Source organism: Methylobacterium currus, assembly GCF_003058325.1.
Classification (GTDB): domain Bacteria; phylum Pseudomonadota; class Alphaproteobacteria; order Rhizobiales; family Beijerinckiaceae; genus Methylobacterium; species Methylobacterium currus.
Genome location: NZ_CP028843.1, coordinates 5,465,438 through 5,481,453, shown reverse-complemented (window position 1 = coordinate 5,481,453; position 16,016 = coordinate 5,465,438). Strand labels below are relative to the sequence as shown.

The window sequence follows — 16,016 nt, the reverse complement described above, 5'->3', positions numbered from 1 at the left end:
ACGACGATGGGCTGGCCCGAATTCCTGTTCTTGCTCGAGGGCATGAAGTGGACGATCGCGCTCTCGGCGATCGGCTTTCTCGGCGGCGGCGCGGCCGGCCTCGCCGTCGCGCTCGCCCGCACCTCGGGCCGACCGGTGCTGGAGCGCGCGACGGCCGCCTATGTCAGCCTGTTCCAGGGCACGCCGCTCCTGATGCAGCTCTTCGTGGTCTATTTCGGCCTCGCCCTCGTCGGGCTGGATCTCGCCCCCTGGGAGGCGGTCGCGGTCGGCTTCACGCTGCATGCGAGCGCCTATCTCGGCGACATCTGGCGCGGCGGGATCGAGGCCGTGCCGCGCGGGCAGTCGGAGGCCGCCCGCGCGCTCAGCCTCGGCTACGTCTCGCGCATGAAGGACGTAATCCTGCCGCAGGCGCTGCGCGTCTCGCTGCCGGCGACGATCGGGTTCCTGGTCCAGCTCATCAAGGGGACGTCGCTCGCTTCCATCGTTGGCTTCACCGAGCTGGCGCGGGCCGGCAACATGGTCTCGAACCAAATCTTCAAGCCGCTCCTCGTCTTCGGCATCGTCGGGGCGATGTACTTCGCGCTCTGCTGGCCGCTGTCGCTCTACGGCTCCTGGATGGAGCGCCGCCTCGCGGCGCCCTCGCGCTGATCGGACATCTCACGAAACAACAGGGGAGGACACCATGGAACGCCACAGCCTCAGCCGCCGCACGCTCATCGCCGGAGCCGGCGCCGCCCTCGCCCTGCCGGCCCTCATGACCGGCCAGGCGCACGCCGTCACGCCCGACCAGATCAGGAAGCGGGGCCGCGTCATCATCGGCATCCAGGGCGACAACCCGCCCTGGGGTTTCGTCAACAGCACCGGCAAGCAGGAGGGCATCGACGCCGATATCGGCGAACTCTTCGCCAAGGAACTCGGCGTGCCGGTCCAGTTCATGCCGCTCGAAGTCGCCAACCGCATCCCGGCATTGACGTCTGGCCGCTGCGACGTGCTGTTCGCCACGATGGCGATGTTCCCCGATCGCGCTAAGGCGGTGCAGTTCTCCAAGCCCTACGTCGCCAACCAGATCGTGCTGCTCGCGCCCAAGACCGTCGCGGTGAAATCGAACGCCGACATGGGCAAGCTCACCATCGCGGTGGCCCGCGCCGCGGCCCAGGACACCGAGGTGACGCGCAACGCGCCGCCCGGCACCAACATCCTGCGGCTCGACGGCGACGCCGCATCGATCCAGGCCGTGGTCTCCGGTCAGGCGCAGGCGGTCGGCGGCAACATCTTCTACATCCGCCGCCTCGACGAGGCGAAGCCCGGCATCTTCGAGCAGAAACTGACCTTCACGAGCATCTACAACGGCGCCTGCACCCGGCTCGGCGAGAAGGAGATGAACGCGTTCATCAACACCTTCATCGACAAGATCAAGGCGAACGGCGAGCTGAAGACGATCACCGACAAGTGGATGAAGGCCGAGCAGCCGCCGATGCCCGAGCGCATCGAGGGCGTTCCCTTCACCGTCAGCTGAGCGCGAGGAGATGAATGTGTCACCGAACCCGGCGGCCGGCCCCCTCATCGCCATGCACGGCGTGGACAAGTGGTACGGTGACTTCCACGCCCTCAAGGGCGTGAATCTGGATGTCCGCCGTGGCGAGAAGATCGTCCTGTGCGGGCCGTCGGGCTCGGGCAAGTCGACGCTGATCCGCTGCATCAACCACCTCGAGACGATCCAGAAGGGGCGGATCGTGGTCGACGGCATCGCCCTCGACGATTCGGCGCGAGCCGTCGACGCGGTGCGCCGCGAGGTCGGCATGGTGTTCCAGAGCTTCAACCTGTTCCCGCACATGACGGTGCTGGAGAACTGCACCCTGGCGCCGATGCGGGTGCGCGGCGCGAAGAAGGCGGAGGCCGAGGCGATCGCGCGCCGCTACCTGGAGCGGGTGCGCATCGGCGAGCAGGCGCTGAAGTACCCGGCCCAGCTCTCGGGCGGCCAGCAGCAGCGCGTGGCGATCGCGCGAGCTTTGTGCATGGAGCCCAAGGTCATGCTGTTCGATGAGCCGACCTCGGCCCTCGACCCGGAGATGGTCAAGGAGGTGCTCGACACGATGATCGGGCTCGCCCGCGACGGCATGACCATGGTGTGCGTCACCCACGAGATGGGCTTTGCCCGCCAGGTCGCCGATCGCGTGATCTTCATGGCCGATGGCGCGATCCTCGAGGAGGCCGACCCTCACACTTTCTTCCGTAACCCGCAGCATCCGCGGGCGCGCGCGTTCCTGGGCGAAATCCTGGCGCATCACTGACCGCGGAAAGCCCAGCGCGAGAAGGAGAGGTCTATCATGAGCGAGCGAACCATCTTCATCCTGAACGGGCCCAACCTCAATCTGCTCGGCGAGCGGGAGCCGGAGATCTACGGACGCACGACGCTCGCCGAGATCGAGGCAGCCTGTCGTGCACGGGCCAAGACGCATGGTCTGGCCATCGAGTTCCGCCAGACCAATCTCGAAGGCGTGCTCATCGACAGTGTCCACGACGCCCGCAGGCATGCCGCGGGCCTCATCATCAACCCGGCGGGCTACACCTTCACTTCGATCGCGTTGCTCGATTCGCTCAAGATGTTCGACGGTCCGAAGATCGAGTTGCACATCTCGAACATCCACCGACGCGAGGAGATCTACCACCGCTCGCTCGTCTCGCGGGCCGCCACGGCGGTCATCGCCGGCCTCGGTCCGAGCGGCTATGGGGTGGCGCTGGACTCGATGCGCCTGCTGCTCGACGAGCGCAGGACCTGAGATCACCGCCACGTCGTCTCCCTCGCGTTGCGGACGCGCTCGCCGCAGCATCTCATGCGCCATGCTCGACGGTCATCGATCCTGCCTGCCCGCCTTGCCCCCTCTCCGCTCGGGCTTGCCGATGACGCCGCACGCTTCAGCCTCAGTCGGGCGGTCGTCCTGAAGCGAATCCAGGGAACCGGCACGTCGAGGCGACGATGCTCGTCGAGCCGTCGCACCCGACCCTGGCCTGAGGTGGGCAAACAACATCTCGACCTTCTTGCGCTTACGCCGTGAGGTGCGGCCCTCTTCCGAGGCGCGGAGGCGCGGAGGCGCGCCATCTGCCGGGCGCCCTCATGGATCGAGCGTGGGATCTTGCGGGCAGGCGGTGCACCCCGGAGGCGAGGCCGCGCCAGCGAGTGTCGAGGTTGACCGGCACCGCCTCGCGGGTGTGTCCACGGCTGGCCGCAGGACTTCGCCGACCGCGTCGACGAGGAGGCCGAAGGTCTCGCCGCCCTGCTCCAGGCCGACCGCCATCCCGGTTGCGGTCCCGGCCCGCGCCGACGGCGCAGGCACAGGGCGGTGACCACCCGGCCCCGCAGGTTGATCAAGCCGACCACCTCCGGCGGCGCAAGCGGCACGGCGGTGACCGAGGTCGGCTTGAACACGTCGTGCACGCGCGCGATGCTCAGTGCACGCGCGCGATGCTCAAGCCGAACAGGGCGTCGCCCACGGTCACGGTGACGTATCCTGCAGCCTCGCCGTGCGTGGCCGGGATTTCAACCGTACGCGTCATGGCTGAATTCCGTGGTCAGGCCGCGAGGCCGAGGGGCGCCGCCGTGACCGGGCGGGCCGTGGGGGCAGGGAGCGAAGCGGTCAGGTCTTCGGCTTCGCGCGCAGCGGCGTGCAACGACGAGCGGGGGCCAAGAGCGACGAGCGGGGGCCAAGAGCGACGAGCATCATCAGCCTGACGATGGTGGAGAACAGCAACTTCCGCGCGGTTTGCCGCTGGCGATGCTGGTCGAATACCTCGTCGACCCAACCGGCCGGCAGCGCATGTTCCAGCGCCGTGCGAGCCATCACGCTCGTTGGCGCATACTTCGCGAACCGCTCGACGACGGCAGACCAGAGCGGATCAACGCCCTGCAATGCTTCAGCCACTGCAAGGACATAACTACGAAGACTTCACCTTAAAAGGCATGAATCTCAATGAGATAAGCGACTTGCGGCCCTGGTTCTCAGGCAGCCGAAGGCGCTGGGGAAGCAATGAGTGTCACACCGTGCCTTGGTGCGGGTTGATGACAGAGGCTGCCTCGCCTCTGAGAATGGGTGTCCGGGCCCAGCGGCCGGACCGACCCTCGAAAGGATGACCCCCACGATGCCGATCAAGGCGCTCAACGACCGCAAGAAGCTCTCGTCCGACTTCAACGAGGCCAACGACGCCTTCATCGACGCGGTGCTCGGCGCGTTCCAGGCCGGCGAGATCCCGCTCGATCTCGCCCGGGCCTATCTCGCCCACCCGGTCGCGATGATGCACGCGAGCGGCGCGCAGGCCGTGGCCGATTACTTCGAGCGCATCCTGTCGCAGAAGCCCAAGATCGACTGGGCACCGGGCGGCTGAACAAGCCTGAGCACGACTCCGGCGGTCTGGCAAAGTGCGCCTCACCCATCCCGGCCGATGCACGGTCGCGGTCGCGGTCGGGATAACCGGCGGGACCTGCCGGCGATCGGTCACCGCCGCCGCTTGCGCTTCGTCTGCCCGGTGTCGCATTGCCGCGCGATGCAGCGGTCGTAGGCCGGCTGCCGCAGGTTGGTGGCGTCTCCGCATCGCCAGATGCAGCGCTGCACCTCCATGGCGTCGGCTGAGACGGCCTGCGCCGCCCCCGTGCCGGCCGGAAGAGCCAGACAACCCAGGATCACGCCCAGGATCACGCACCGCATCGCCCGCTCCCGCCCCGTCGCCCCGGGACGGAAGCGTAGCGCCTTCGCGGCACCGGGCCTTCCTCTCCGATGGGTCGCATTCCGGGAGCCCTGGCCTGTCCGAACGGGGTAGGCATGGTGCGGTCATGCGCCCGCCTCGGCGGCACGATCCGAGGATCGTCCATCGCACGCGGGCGGCACCGGCCCGGGCGGGAAGCCGTCGGGGAACCCCTCACCCCCCGCACCGCACCCCCACCACCGCCCCGGCGAAGCGGCCGGCGATCGCGCCGGCGGTGAGCGGGGGGGTGTCCCGCGCGGGCGTCGCCGGGGCGTCCGGGCCGAGGAGGGTCTTGAGCGCCGCCAGACCTACCAACGGATGGGTGAGCGGCGGCAACACGCCGGCGACGAGGCGGGGTTGCGCCGGCAGGCGGGCGACGAGGCCGAGGAGGCGGCCGGAGCGGTCGAGGACCGGGGCACCGGCGGCGCCGGGCTGGAGCGGGGCGAGGAGCCCCGCTGCCGCGACCTCGCCGGTCGTTACCGTCGGGCCGTCGGCGCCCGCAGCGAGCACGATCGCGGCCTCGCCCGGAGCGGCCGGTGCCGGCGCGAGGGCGGGCGAGGCGCCGGGCGGGGTGGCGCCGTCGAGGAGCGCGAGGCCGCTGGCGTCGTCGCGCCGCAGCACCCGGGCCGGCTCGCCGGCGACCCGGGGGCCCGCGCAGGAGCCAGGCAGCACCGCGACGATGCGGCGGGGCGCGACGACGAGGCCGGTGCCGGTCGCGGGCGCGGTCGGTTGCCCGGTCGGTGGTCCGGCCGTCGGCCTGGTCGCCGGCGCGGCCGGCTCCGCCCCCGTCGCGACCGGGCGCGGGGGCGCCGCCGGGGCCTCGCCCGGGAAGGGCAGGAAGCTGTTGGCGATGGCGATCACCAGCCGGTCCATGTCCCGCGAGGCCTTGTCGTAGGACAGGGTGAAGCCGCGCAGGCCGGCGGGGCCGGCGGCGTGGCGGATATAGAACTTTCCGCCCGCGGTCTCGCCGGTGACGACCGTGAAGTCCGGACGCTTGAGGGAGTAGGTCACCTTGCGCTCGGGCGTCGCCGCGGCGCTCTGCGCGAACAGGGCGTCGAGATCGGTCTCGCCGGGAGCGTAGGCCTTCGTGTCGAGGGTGATGCGCCCGTCCGGGCTCTGCCAGCGGGTGCCGCCGGCGATCCGGCTGCGCTTCGACAGGAGCCGCTCCGGCACGCCGATGACGAGGCCGGTGGCGGGATCCGGCGCGACGGTGAACCGGGCCGCCCGGCGCGCCGCCTCGCCGGCGGCCAGCAGGGCGGCGCGGGCGGGCTCGTCCAGGATTCCGGTGGCAGGGCCGCCCGCCTTGGCCTGCCAGGCGCCGATCGCCTCGTAGGTGCGCCGGCCGAAGGCGCCGGTGACGACGCTGTTGTAGCTGCCGGCCCAGACCAGGGCATCCTGCACGGCCCGGCGCTCCGCCTCCGGCCGGGCCTCGAAGGCGGCGCGGGCGGCCTCGAAGGCGGGGTCGGGCGTCGCCGGGCCGGCCGGACGCGGGGCCGGCGCCTTCGCGGCGGGCGCCCCGGGACCGGGTGTTTGCGCGACGGCCGCCGGTGCGAGGGGACCGCAGGCGAGGAGCGGCAGCAGGCCGGCGGCGAGCAGGCGGGCGGGTCGCGGCATCGGGCTCTCCGGAGACAGGCGCCGGACCTTGGCAGAGGCGGCGCCTGACTTCCAGGCGTCGTCCGCGTCGGTCCACCCCTCGAGGCCGAGGGACCGCCTCCCGCGAAGTCGAAGCCGGAGCGGCGCAAGACCGGGCGAGCAAGACCGGGCGAACAAGACCCGGCGACCAGGACCGGATGAAATCGATCGCTTCGGGGCGACGGCGGATTGCACCGCGATCGACCGCTGCTTAGGCTCCGCCCCCGCGGGGAATCGCTGCGAGGCCGGATATGTCGCTCATCACCCGGATCGGTCGCGTCGCCATCGGCTTGGCCGGAATCCTGACTCTGCTCCCCGGCGCAGAGGCCCAGCAGCCCCCGAACCCGGCGCCCCGCCGCGCCGCCCTGGTGCAGCCGGCGCCGAGAGCCAAGAGCTTCGTGCGCCAGACCCTCGCCAGCGAGGCGGTGCGGCTCGAGGCGCGGGTGAAGGAGGAGGGCGGCGCGGGCGGCAAGTCCGCCGCCCAGTGGCGCCGGGAGGCCGAGACCCTCAAGGCCAAGGACGACACCGACGGGGCGCTCGCCGCCACCCGCCGCGCCGCCTCGGCCGAGCCGGCGGAGTGGCGCAGCTGGTACGCCCTGGCGGAAACCGCCAACGACGCCGAGAACGACGATTACGACGCCAACCAGAAGCTGAAGGCGGAGGCCCGGGCCGGCGCCTACCTGGCCTATCAGCGGGCCGTCGCCCCCGCCGACGAGGCCCGGACGCTCGCGCTTCTCGGCGCGGTCTTGGCCAAGCAGGAGAGCTGGCGCCCGGCCCTCGAGGCCTACGCGGCGAGCCTCGCGCTCGCGGGCGACGCGGAGACCGCCAAGACCTACGAATCTCTCCGCGACGCGCACGGCTTCCGGGTGCTCGACTACAAGGTCGATTCCGACGCCGCCGCCCCGCGGGCCTGCTTCACCCTCTCGGAGACCGTCGACCCGAAGGCCGACGTGGCGCCCTTCGTCGCCGTCTCGGGCGGCGCCGACACCGCCGTGACCGCGCAGGGCCAGCAGGTCTGCGTCGACGGCCTGCGCCACGGCGAGCGCTACGGCGTGGTCCTGCGCCAGGGCCTGCCCTCCAGCGTGGGCGAAGCCTTACGCAAGGCGGCCGATTACGAGATCTATGTCCGCGACCGCAGCCCGCAGGTGCGCTTCACCGGCCGCAACTACGTGCTGCCCCGCACCGGCCAGGCCGGCGTTCCGCTGGTCTCGGTCAACGCCCCGAAGCTCGACGTCGCGCTCGTGCGCATCGGCGACCGCGGGCTGCTGCCGGCCCTGCGCAGCGACGAGTTCCTGTCCCAGCTCTCGGGGAGCGGCCTGCGCACCATCGCCCGCGAGCGCGGCGTCCAGGTCTGGAAGGGCACTCTCGACACGGCGCCGGCCGAGATCAACCGCGAGGCGGTGACCGCCTTCCCGGTGCTCCAGGCGGTCGGCAAGGTCGAGCCCGGCCTCTACGTGATGACGGCGCGGCCGAGCGGCAGCGCTCCCCTCGCCGACGAGGAGGGCGGCTACGAGAGCGAGGCGACGCAGTGGTTCGTGGTCTCGGACCTCGGGCTCACCGCCTTCAAGGGCCGGGACGGGATCCACGTGCTGGCCCGTTCCCTTGCCTCGGCCGGCGTGCTGCAGGGGGCGGAGATCCGCCTCGTCGCCCGCAACAACGAGGTGCTGGCGACCCGCAGCACCGACGGCCAGGGCTACGCCGCCTTCGATCCCGGCCTCGCCCGCGGCGAGGGCGGGGCGGCGCCGAGCCTGGTCGTGGCGCGCCTCGGCGACGATTACGGCTTCCTCGACCTCAGTTTGAGCGCCTTCGACCTCGCCGATCGCGGCGTGAAGGGCCGGCCGGCCCCGGGCGCGGCGGAGGCCTACCTGTTTCCCGAGCGCGGGGTCTACCGCTCGGGCGAGACGGTGCAGCTGACGGCCCTCCTGCGCGACGCCAGGGGCGCGGCGATCCCCGCCCTGCCTCTCACCCTGGTGGCCAAGCGCCCGGACGGGGTCGAGTATCGCCGGGCGCAGGTGACGGATGCGGGCCTCGGGGGCCGCGCCTTCTCGCTGCCGCTGCTTGCCGGCGTCCAGGCGGGCACGTGGCGGGTCGCGGCCTATACCGACCCGAAGGCGCCGCCTGTCGGCGAGGCGACGTTCCTCGTCGAGGATTACGTGCCGGAACGCCTCGACGTGACCCTGACGCCGGCCGAGGCCGCCTTGAAACCCGGCGAGCCGGCGACCGTCGCGGTCGCGGCGCGCTACCTCTACGGCGCGCCGGGCGCGGGCCTCAGCATCGGCGGCACGGTCGCGGTGCAGCCGGCCGGCCGCAGCGGCATCAAGGGCTTCGAGGAGTTCTCGACCGGCCTCGACGACGAGCGCGTCGAGCCGGTGACGGCGGAGCTCGACGCTCCCGTCACCACCGACGCGCAGGGCCGCGCCACCGTGCGGGCGCCGGTGCCGGCCACGAGCGGGCCGCGGCCCTTCGAGGCCAAGGTCTCGCTCCAGGTCGGCGAGCCCGGCGGCCGGGCGGTGCAGCGCAGCCTGACCCTGCCGATCCTGCCCGCCGGCCCGGTGATCGGAATCCGAAAGACCTTCGGCAGCTTGAGCGAGGGCGCGACCGCGACGTTCGAGGTGGCAGCCGCGCGGCCCGACGGCACGCGGCTGTCCGGCGACGCGACCTGGACCCTGCTGCGGGTCGACCGGCGCTACCAATGGTACCGCGCCGACGGGCGCTGGTCCTACGAGCCGGTCAAGACCACCGCCAAGATCGCCAACGGCCGCGTCGCGCTCGCAGCCGGCGCGCCGGCCAAGGTGGCGATGCCGGTCGAGCTCGGCAATTACCGCCTGGAGGTGCGCGGGTCCGGCGTCGAGGCGGCGAGCCTGTCGTTCAGCGTCGGCTGGAGCGGGTCCGAGAGCGCCGACGCGCCCGACCTCCTCGACCTCACTCTCGACCGCGACGCCTATGCGTCGGGCGACAGGCTGAGGGCGACCTTACGCCCGCGATTCGCCGGCACCGCGACCGTCGCGGTGGTGAGCGACCGGGTGCACGAGATCCGCACCCTCGACCTGCCGGCGGGTGGCGCCACGGTCGAGATCCCGGTCAAGCCGGATTGGGGCGCCGGCGCCTACCTCGTCGCCACCGCCTACCGGCCCCTCGACCAGGCGGCCAAGCGCCTGCCCGGCCGGGCGCTGGGCCTCGCCTGGTTCGGGATCGACCGTGACGCCCGCACCCTCGGCGTCACCGTGGAAGCGCCCGCGAAGGTCCGGCCGCGCGGCGAGCTGCGCCTGCCGATCCGCCTCGCGGGGCTCAGATCCGGCGAGGAGGCCCGGGTGACCGTGGCGGCGGTCGATGTCGGCATCCTCAACCTCACCCGCTACGCCAGCCCGGATCCGTTCGGGTTCTTCTTCGGCCAGAAGGCGCTCTCGGCCGAGATCCGCGACCTCTACGGCTACCTGATCGACGGCATGCAGGGCACGCTCGGTGCCATCCGCTCCGGCGGCGATGCCGGCGGGGCGGAGCTGGAGGGCGCGCCGCCGGCGCAGGAGCCGCTCGCGCGCTATTCGGGCGTCGTCACGGTCGGGCCCGACGGCCGGGCCGAGGTGAGCTTTCCCCTGCCGGCCTTCAACGGCACCGCCCGGGTGATGGTGACGGCCTGGAGCGCGGCCCGGGTCGGGGCGGCCTCGGCCGAGGTGGTGATCCGCGATCCCGTGGTGGCGAGCGGCACCCTGCCGCGCTTCCTCGACGTCGGCGACCGCTCGCGCCTGCACGTCGCCCTCGACAACGTCGAGGGACAGGCCGGCGACTACGCGGTGGATGTCGACCTCGCCGGGCCGGTGGTGGTGCCGGCCGGCGCGCTCAGCCGCTCGCTTCGCCTGGAGCCGGGCGGGCGCGGGGCGGTCGAGATCCCACTCACCGCCGCCGGCCCGGGCGTCGCCCGGATCGACCTGCGGCTGACAGGCCCGGGGCTCTCCGAGCCGGCCGGCCAGAGCTTCGCCCTGGGGATCCAGCCCGGCACCGGGGCGCTGCTGCGCCGCGAGGTGCGCAGCCTCGCGCCCGGCGCGAGCCTGACCGTGTCGAGCGACCTCCTGGCCGAGGTGATCCCGGGCACCGGCTCCGTCACGCTCGCGGCCTCGCCCTTCGGTGGGATCGACGTGCCGGCCCTGCTCCAGGCCCTCGACCGCTACCCCTACGGCTGCACCGAGCAGGTGGTGAGCCGGGCCCTGCCGCTCCTCTCGGTCAACCGCCTGGCGGCGCTCGCCCAGCTCGGCCTCGACGGCACCGCCGACGAGCGGGTGCGCGGTGCCATCGACCGGGTGCTGTCGCGCCAGGATGCGAGCGGCGCCTTCGGGCTGTGGTCGGCAGGCAATGCCGAGGACCTGTGGCTCACCGCCTACGCCACGGACTTCCTGACCCGGGCGCGGGAGCGCGGCTTCGCCGTGCCGCCGACGGCGCTCACCCTCGCCCTCGACCGGCTGCGCAACAGCGTGGCGAATGCCAACGAGGTCACCGATGGCGGCCTCGACCTCGCCTACGCGGCCTACGTGCTCGCCCGCAACGGCCGGCCGGTGATGGGCGACCTGCGCTACCTCGCCGACACCAAGCTCGCCTCCTTCGCGACGCCGCTCGCCCGCGGCCAGATCGCGGCGGCGCTCGCGCTGCTCGGCGACCGGACCCGGGCCCGCACCGCCTTCGAGGCCGCCGTGGCGGCGCTCCGGGCCGAGCGCGACAGCGGCGCCTACCGGGCCGACTACGGCTCGCGCCTGCGCGACGGCGCCGGGCTGATCGCGCTCGCGGCCGAAACCGGGGTGGCGCAGGATGCCCTCGGCTCCCTCGGCACGGTGGTGGGCGAGGAGCGGGAGACCGGCCGTCCGACCAGCACCCAGGAACAGGCCTGGATGGTGCTGGCCGCGGCGGAGCTCGCGAAGGACGCGGGCAAGGACGTGCCCTCGCTCGCCCTCGACGGCGCGCCGGTCCCGGGCGCGCTCTACCGCACTTTTCCGGGCGCCGCCCTGGAGGCGAAGCCGGTGACGGTGACGAATCGCGGCACCGCCCCGGTGCAGCTTGCGCTGGGCATCTCCGGCAACCCGGCGGTGCCGGAGCCCGCGGCGGCGAAGGGCTACACGATCGAGCGTAGCTACCACCGCCTCGACGGCGGTCCGGCCGACCTCGCCGCGTTGCGCCAGAACGACCGCCTGGTGGTGGTGGTGAAGGTGACCGAGGCCAAGGCCAGCGCCGGCCGCCTGCTCCTCGTCGACCGCCTGCCGGCGGGCCTCGAGATCGACAACCCGAAGCTCCTCGATGCGGACGCGACCGCCGGCCTCGCCTGGGCGAAATCCGACGTGAAGCCCACCCATACCGAGTTCCGCGACGACCGCTTCGTGGCGGCCTACGACCGCGACCCGAGCCAATCCGCCTTCTTCAGCGTCGCCTACACGGTGCGGGCGGTGACCCCCGGCCGCTACGTCCACCCGGCGGCGACGATCGAGGACATGTACCGGCCCGAGCGCTACGGGCGCACGGCGTTCGGGACGCTGGAGGTGGGGGCGGCGCGGTAACCCCGGAGACCTGGGGCCGCGCCCGTCGCGATCGACGGACGGAAGACGGCGGGTCGGCTCAGGCCCGCCGCATCGGCAGCCTGCGCCCGTCCATGAGGACGCGCCACAGCCATTCCAGTGGGCCGTAACGGGACGGCGCGAGCCAGAGCCGGCTGCCGGCGACCTGGGCGGCGTAGAGGGCGAGCACGATCCCCAATCCGGCCGTGAGGCCGAGCTTGCCGAACAGCCCGAGCCCGTAACCGTAGAGAAGCGCGCGCGCCGGCCCGTCAGCCGTTCGCCGCCAGCCTGCCCGTCTCCCCTCGATCCTCCGCGAATGCCCTCTCCCCGGCCATCAAGGCCGCGAGCTGCGCGACGGGCTGCGGCTTGCCGAACAGGTCGCCCTGCATCTCCGTGCATCCCTCCTCGATGAGGAAGCGCCTCTGCGCCTCGGTCTCGACGCCCTCGGCCACCACCCCGATGCCGAGGCTGCGCCCCAAGGCCGAGCACGGCCCGCACGATCACGGCCGCGGCCGGGCGCCGCTCGAGCTGGCGACGAAGGAGCGGTCGATCTTGATCGCGTCAAACGGGAATGCCTGCAGGGTCGCCAGCGACGAGTAGCCGGTGCCGAATCGTCCATGGCGATCCGGATCCCGAACGATTTCAGGCGGCGCAGGACCGTCATGGCGCGGGCCAAGTCGTCGATGATGACCGTCTCGGTGACCTCGATCTCGAGCCGGTCCGTCGACAGGCCGGTCTCGGTCAGGATCGCCAGGACGCGCTCGGGCAGGTCGACCTGCTGGAACTGGCGCGGCGACAGGTCGACCGCGACCTTGAGCGGACGCGCCCAGCAAGCCGCCTCGCGGCAGGCGGCGCGCAGGACCCACTCGCCAAGGGCGACGACGAGGCCGGTCTCCTCGGCGAGCGGGATGAACACGCCCGGCGGCACCAGACCGCGCGACGGGTGCTGCCAGCGCACCGGCGCCTCGAACCCGACGAGCTGCCCTCCGAGGGGCGGTCCCTCGAAGTGCGGTCCTTGGCCGGGCCTTACCTGCGGCTGGTAATGCAGCACCAATTCGTCCCGCGCGACGGCGCGGCGCAGGTCGGCCTCCAGCCGTCGCTCCGCGAGCGCCAGGTCCATCGCGGGGTCGAAGGCGCGGGCCGCGCTCCTGCCGTCCGCCTTCGCCTTGGAGAGGGCGAGGTCGGCGCGCCGTCGGCTGGCGGGCTTCCCGTCGTGCAACACGCGCGCTTCGTGCTGGATGCGCTGGAACAGGCCCTGCACGAGCGTCGCCCTGTGCAAGGCAGCGGGCTGGTGCACCACTCGGACCGCGGCTCGCCATACTTAGCTCTACGGTACACCGAGCGTCTGGCCGGAGCAGGGATCGAGTCGTCGGTCGGCAGCGTCGGCGACAGCGACGACAACGCCTTGGCGGAGACGATCAACGGCCTGTTCAAGGCGGAGGTCATCCACCGGCGCGGCCCATGGCGCTCCGTGAAAGCCGTCGAGTACGCCACCCCGGAGTGGGTCGACTGGTGCAACCACCGTCGCCTCCTCGCGCCGATCGGCCACGTCCCTCCCGCCGAGGCCGAAGCGCGCTATGATGCTCACGTCGGCGACCGGGCCTTGGCCGCCTGACCCAAGCCAATCAGCCTCCGAAAAACCCGGAGCGGCTCACTGGCGAACGCCGAGAGGTTCCGGGCGCAGGGCCGGGGCGCGGCCTGACCCCGTGACGGGACCGGACGGCCCGGGGCTGGTGGGGCCGGATCGTCCGGATCGGTCACGCCGTCACGAAGGCGAGAAGGTCGGCGTTGAGGGTCTCGGCATGGGTCGTCAGCATGCCGTGCGGCAGGCCCGGATAGGTCTTGAGCGTGCCATTGCGCAGAAGCGTCACCGACTTGCGGCCGGCCGCGTCGATCGGGACGATCTGGTCGTCCTCGCCGTGGAGCACCAGGGTCGGCACCGAGATCGCCCGCAGGTCCTCGGTCTGGTCGGTCTCGGAGAAGGCTTTGATGCCGTCGTAATGCGCCTTGGCAGAGCCCATCATGCCCTGGCGCCACCAGTTGCGGATGACACCCTCCTGGACCGGCGCGCCCGGCCGGTTGAAGCCGTAGAACGGCCCGGTCGGGACATCGAGGAAGAACTGGGCCCGGTTGGCGGCGAGGGCGGCGCGGAACCCGTCGAAGACCTCGATCGGCAAGCCCCCGGGATTGGCCTCGGTCCTGAGCATCAGGGGCGGCACGGCGCTGACGAGGACGGCCTTGGCGACCCGTCCCTGCGGCTCGCCGTGCCGCGCGACGTAGCGGGCGACCTCGCCGCCGCCGGTCGAGTGGCCGATATGGATCGCGTTCACGAGGCCGAGCTGGTGCACCACCGCCGCCGCATCCGCGGCGTAGTGATCCATGTCGTGCCCGTCGGCGACCTGCGACGAACGGCCGTGGCCGCGCCGGTCATGCGCCACGACCCGGTAGCCGCGACCCACGAAGAACAGCATCTGCGCGTCCCAGTCGTCGGAGGAGAGCGGCCAGCCGTGATGGAACACGATGGCCTGCGCCTCCCGCGGCCCCCAATCCTTGTAGTAGATTTGAACGCCGTCGCCGGTGGTCACGAAGCTCATCGGGGGCTCTCCTGCCGCGGAGCCGGCGCGCCGTGCCGGCCAGTAGGATCTAACATACCTGGGCAACATTCCGCCGGCCACGGACGCCCGATGCCGAAGGGACCACCGGTTCGGCGGCAGACACGATGCGAGAACTAGGAATGGGGCGGAGTCGCCCCTGCGGTCCGCGGCACAGGGCGGCCTGGTCGTGGGCGGTGCGCCGAGCACAACCCGATCTGCGGCCCCGAGGGGCGCCCTCCGAATCTCGGCGAGCATGTCGTGACGGTCGAAGGGCCGGTGCACGTCGACGAGGTCACCGCATGCCTGCGCGCGGCGTGGGACCCGGAGCGCAAAGGAGCCTCCATCCGGGTGGTCATCGAGTACGTCATAGGGGCGACTCGCGCGCAGGAGAGGATCGCGCGTGACGGCGCGTTTCCCCGCAATCCCGGGCAGACCGATCCAACGACGACCTCCAGGCCGCCCCGCCTCCCAAACCCGTGCACCCCGCCTCGTGGTCCTGCGAGGTTTGCCGAGAGCCTTGCCGAGAGCCTTGCCGAGAGCCTTGCCGAGAGCCTTGCCAAGCCAGCGCTCCGCAGGTATGAGGGCGCCACTGACCGCCGGCCCCGCCGGCCCGTCGGAGCCGCAATAGCTCAGCTGGTAGAGCACCTCATTCGTAATGAGGGGGTCGGGGGTTCGAATCCCTCTTGCGGCACCATTATTATTTTTCAAAGACCTAAAGCCGCTCGTTCAGCGTTGTCAGGCACTGGCCGGCCGTCTCCGATCATCTGACCTGCCGTCCTCAAAAAACATCGCGCGGGATGCTTGCGTTCGCGCGTAGGACACATGCCTACGGCAAGCCTTGGTGCGTGTGCTGAAGAATTATGAATTCGACGCATGCCGTTTCACTCCGGCCCATCGCTCGTTACAACCTGTCTCTATCGGGATGCGTACTGATTCTCTCACATCAATCTTAAAATTAATCAAGAGCGAGCCTTGGATAAAACCAAGATAATAGAATCATGAGCCAAAGGCGCAAATCTTGGGATTGCATTAATATATAAGCTTGAATTCTTTGTCATAAATTCGGATATAAGTAAGCTTGGTACATCAGGCTTTAATTTGACGATCCATCGACTTGTATTTGCGTGCGCCTTGTGCATCACCTATCCGTTTCTTTGATGGTTTGTTGTCGGCACCTTGCTGGCCGATCCGAACAGGAATATCTCTCAAATACCCCTGTCGTGACGGGGTGATGCGCCAGTAACTATCGTCACATCAAGGTGGCATCCGCCTTGTTGCGACATAGGCTCAAGCGTGTCGCCGATAGATATGTGACGGGGTCATTCGCTGGCCACAAGCGGGTCGTGATTCGCGCCGGACTAACGGTTGACGATAGCAGGGGCACGAGGCGGGCCCTGATGATCGGAGCGCGGCGGGTAGAGGCAAAGTGGCCAGTCCTTGTCGAAGCGGGCCGACGAAGCGGCGGCGACGCTCCGCCTGTACCCCATTCCGCCACGCACAACGCCACGTGCACCTCTAG

Annotated in this window: 12 protein-coding genes, 1 tRNA gene and 4 pseudogenes; 9 read left to right on the top strand and 8 right to left on the bottom strand. The window is 71.3% G+C overall.

Annotated elements, in window-relative coordinates; all coding sequences use genetic code 11:
• Positions 1–6: 6 nt before the first annotated feature.
• The 4 genes from DA075_RS25285 to DA075_RS25270 are packed head-to-tail and all read left to right on the top strand — an operon-like array spanning position 7 to position 2,780.
• Positions 7–648, top strand: coding sequence for an amino acid ABC transporter permease (locus DA075_RS25285; protein ID WP_099955572.1), 642 nt, complete (start codon positions 7–9; stop codon positions 646–648).
• A gap of 34 nt (positions 649–682) precedes the next feature.
• The gene (locus tag DA075_RS25280) at positions 683–1,516 is read left to right on the top strand and encodes a transporter substrate-binding domain-containing protein (RefSeq protein ID WP_099955571.1); all 834 of its coding nucleotides are present in this window, start codon (positions 683–685) and stop codon (positions 1,514–1,516) included.
• 10 nt (positions 1,517–1,526) lie between these two features.
• Positions 1,527–2,291, top strand: a complete 765-nt coding sequence (locus DA075_RS25275; RefSeq protein ID WP_174800120.1) for an amino acid ABC transporter ATP-binding protein — start codon at positions 1,527–1,529, stop codon at positions 2,289–2,291.
• Between the two features lie 36 nt (positions 2,292–2,327).
• Positions 2,328–2,780, top strand: a complete 453-nt coding sequence (locus tag DA075_RS25270) for a type II 3-dehydroquinate dehydratase (RefSeq protein WP_099955569.1) — start codon at positions 2,328–2,330, stop codon at positions 2,778–2,780.
• Positions 2,781–3,132: 352 nt separating this feature from the next.
• On the opposite strand, the pseudogene DA075_RS25265 reads toward DA075_RS25270, so the two are convergent.
• Positions 3,133–3,537, bottom strand: a pseudogene (locus tag DA075_RS25265) (chemotaxis protein CheW); the annotation flags it as partial.
• Positions 3,538–3,635: 98 nt separating this feature from the next.
• A complete protein-coding gene (locus DA075_RS38790; RefSeq protein ID WP_123834420.1) occupies positions 3,636–3,920 on the bottom strand; it encodes a lyase family protein in 285 nt (94 codons plus the stop codon).
• A 217-nt stretch (positions 3,921–4,137) separates the two neighbouring features.
• Here DA075_RS38790 and DA075_RS25255 point away from each other — a divergent pair, with 217 nt between their 5' ends.
• On the top strand, positions 4,138–4,380 hold the full coding sequence (locus DA075_RS25255) for a hypothetical protein (protein WP_099955567.1): 243 nt from the start codon (positions 4,138–4,140) through the stop codon (positions 4,378–4,380).
• Between the two features lie 110 nt (positions 4,381–4,490).
• Here the strand turns inward: DA075_RS25255 and DA075_RS25250 are convergent, their stop codons facing one another.
• A complete protein-coding gene (locus DA075_RS25250; RefSeq protein WP_099955566.1) occupies positions 4,491–4,700 on the bottom strand; it encodes a hypothetical protein in 210 nt (69 codons plus the stop codon).
• A 211-nt stretch (positions 4,701–4,911) separates the two neighbouring features.
• Positions 4,912–6,351, bottom strand: a complete 1,440-nt coding sequence (locus DA075_RS25245; protein ID WP_099955565.1) for a peptidoglycan-binding protein — start codon at positions 6,349–6,351, stop codon at positions 4,912–4,914.
• Positions 6,352–6,620: 269 nt separating this feature from the next.
• On the opposite strand from DA075_RS25245, the gene DA075_RS25240 reads away from it, so the two are divergent.
• Positions 6,621–11,906 (top strand): alpha-2-macroglobulin family protein, encoded by a 5,286-nt coding sequence (locus tag DA075_RS25240; RefSeq protein WP_099955564.1) that lies wholly within the window; start codon positions 6,621–6,623, stop codon positions 11,904–11,906.
• Between the two features lie 58 nt (positions 11,907–11,964).
• Here DA075_RS25240 and DA075_RS38225 read toward each other — a convergent pair whose 3' ends face one another.
• The 3 genes and pseudogenes from DA075_RS38225 to DA075_RS38215 form a co-directional block, all read right to left on the bottom strand.
• Complete coding sequence (locus tag DA075_RS38225; protein ID WP_099955563.1) at positions 11,965–12,210, bottom strand: DUF418 domain-containing protein; 246 nt, start codon at positions 12,208–12,210, stop codon at positions 11,965–11,967.
• Positions 12,173–12,382, bottom strand: a complete 210-nt coding sequence (locus DA075_RS38220) for an EAL domain-containing protein (protein ID WP_276330917.1) — start codon at positions 12,380–12,382, stop codon at positions 12,173–12,175. Before DA075_RS38220 ends, DA075_RS38225 begins: the two co-directional genes overlap by 38 nt.
• A gap of 188 nt (positions 12,383–12,570) precedes the next feature.
• Positions 12,571–13,023, bottom strand: a pseudogene (locus DA075_RS38215) (EAL domain-containing protein); the annotation flags it as partial.
• Positions 13,024–13,085: 62 nt separating this feature from the next.
• On the opposite strand from DA075_RS38215, the pseudogene DA075_RS25225 reads away from it, so the two are divergent.
• A pseudogene (locus DA075_RS25225) lies at positions 13,086–13,518 on the top strand (DDE-type integrase/transposase/recombinase); the annotation flags it as partial.
• A gap of 142 nt (positions 13,519–13,660) precedes the next feature.
• On the opposite strand, the gene DA075_RS25220 reads toward DA075_RS25225, so the two are convergent.
• Positions 13,661–14,497 (bottom strand): alpha/beta fold hydrolase, encoded by an 837-nt coding sequence (locus tag DA075_RS25220; protein WP_164712483.1) that lies wholly within the window; start codon positions 14,495–14,497, stop codon positions 13,661–13,663.
• Between the two features lie 258 nt (positions 14,498–14,755).
• On the opposite strand from DA075_RS25220, the pseudogene DA075_RS38615 reads away from it, so the two are divergent.
• Positions 14,756–14,833 (top strand): annotated as a pseudogene (locus tag DA075_RS38615) (hypothetical protein); the annotation flags it as partial.
• A 282-nt stretch (positions 14,834–15,115) separates the two neighbouring features.
• Positions 15,116–15,191 (top strand) — tRNA-Thr (locus DA075_RS25210).
• The last annotated feature ends 825 nt before the right edge of the window (positions 15,192–16,016 follow it).